We start from the raw sequence: 1,819 nt of genomic DNA on the forward strand, positions 1-1,819 counted from the left end.
AACCGACCCATAAGCGCCATTCAACTCAGTTTTTGTAGGACAAGTAGCTAACTCAAAGCTGACAATCAAATTCAATGGCATGTACGTTATCCCAGAACCCTCTCAACAAATCACATTAATTATTTTTTTATAAAATTCCATAAGGCTTAGAACCTGATAAAAACACTCAGTAGAAAAGTTAGTTTTATTGTGCTAAAAGACCGCTAAAGCCAAACCTATCGTAAGGTAGGGGCAGAAAGTCGCGGATCCTCTCCAGGAAAGCCGGGCTACCGAAAGTGACCATCGTTATGGGCACAAAGGTAGTTCTGTTTTTTTTCAATATGCTCTGGCGGTTTGTTGGATTTTCGAACTAGAGCTATCGTCATTCAAAGACTGTCTATCAGAACCAATTAGTTAGACATTGTTCAAGGAACAACAATGAACAAAATATATAGATTGGCAATTGGTGCCATATTGTTAGGAATTACGGTAGAGTCTCATGCCTCATTAGTCAGTAACGATTTACTTGGGTCTGGTGATGGACTATTGACATATGACAGTGACACAAAGTTGTCATGGCTTGATCTCACTGCAACGGTAGGGCAAAGCTACAATCAAATAATGGCCGGATTTGGTGGGTATACTAGCAATCAGGGTTTTAGGTATGCAACAGAAAATGAGGTGGCCGAGCTTTTTTCTGATGCAGGAGTATCTCAAACCAGTTGGGTCTGGGGGTATTGGAATTATAATAATCCGGGTTATGTAGCTAATAGCACATTAGTGTCACTATTGGGCATAACCTACCCTTTCGATGGATTATCAACATACAGCATTGGCCTTACAGGAAGTAATACGTTTGGCACCCAAGATTCTCATGATTATGCAATGGTCGGCTACAACAACCACGCCGACTATATTGCCTCTCTCGCAATTGGTACACTAGAAAATTCCACAAATTCCTCAAATGTGGGAAGTTTCTTAGTAAAAGATGTCTCAAATGTCCCTATTCCAGGAGCCGCTTGGCTGTTTGGTTCCGTATTAGTTGGCTTAGTCAGCTTTTCGCGTCGTAAAGCTTTAGTACCCGCACATACCAAGGAGTAAATCAATGAAAAAACACTACACAAGTCTCGTTGGATTGTTTGCATTATCTGTTTACGCTTTGCCGGCTACAGCAGAATTATTCACAGCGTCACTTGCAGACAATCTTGGCCCCTTAAATGGTGGCTCACTGAATTATTCTGTTACATCTCCAGGATCATCGTTATTTAATGCCGCGACTTTAACTTTTGATCTAATGGGGTATGGTTCGGTTGATGGTAGTAATAGCGGCAAAGACACTTTCACTCTAACTGTTAACGGCGAAATTTTGTTTAGCGGTGGTTTCGATATGGGTGGCGGGCCTGATGCGGGAGGTGACGGAAGTAATTTCATCAATTACATTGCGCCTGGCGTTAATATTTTATCATCCACAACATTTGGTGCTTTTCAAGGCGGACTTACACAATTCAGTGTAGATCATACCCTCATTGCAGGTATTAATAGTTTTGTGTTCGACTACGGTGTAATGGAAGGGCTCATTAATGAAGGTTGGGGGCTTAGTTCAGCGCAGATTGTAGCCAACGTCAATTCTGTTCCAATACCAAGCGCAATGCTTCTATTCGGTACAGGCTTGGTAGGATTTTTAGGTGCTCAATTTAAAAGAAAGGCATAAATTATCCAGTTATTAGAAATTCGCATGGTCGGAGTTAATTCAATTTTCCATTCCGACCATGTTTTTGTTTTGGACTTTCAGTATTTTTGATAAATCAAATCAAAAAAGATTACTGAATGACTGTTATAC

At 40.7% G+C, this 1,819-nt stretch carries 2 protein-coding genes and 1 riboswitch; both genes read left to right on the forward strand.

Annotation, left to right across the window (positions count from 1 at the left end):
* Positions 1–198: 198 nt before the first annotated feature.
* A riboswitch (cyclic di-GMP riboswitch) is annotated at positions 199–274 on the forward strand.
* 143 nt (positions 275–417) lie between these two features.
* A complete protein-coding gene (locus A1359_RS00795; RefSeq protein ID WP_066976564.1) occupies positions 418–1,080 on the forward strand; it encodes a hypothetical protein in 663 nt (220 codons plus the stop codon).
* A gap of 4 nt (positions 1,081–1,084) precedes the next feature.
* On the forward strand, positions 1,085–1,690 hold the full coding sequence (locus tag A1359_RS00800; protein WP_066976568.1) for a hypothetical protein: 606 nt from the start codon (positions 1,085–1,087) through the stop codon (positions 1,688–1,690).
* The last annotated feature ends 129 nt before the right edge of the window (positions 1,691–1,819 follow it).

The sequence above is a fragment of the Methylomonas lenta genome (assembly GCF_001644015.1).
Taxonomy (GTDB): Bacteria; Pseudomonadota; Gammaproteobacteria; order Methylococcales; family Methylomonadaceae; genus Methylomonas; species Methylomonas lenta.

Excerpts from the sequence above, each read along its gene's own strand:
- A1359_RS00800 (WP_066976568.1), top strand. The coding sequence starts at position 1,085 with ATGAAAAAACACTACACAAGTCTCGTTGGATTGTTTGCATTATCTGTT.
- A1359_RS00795 (WP_066976564.1), top strand. The coding sequence starts at position 418 with ATGAACAAAATATATAGATTGGCAATTGGTGCCATATTGTTAGGAATT.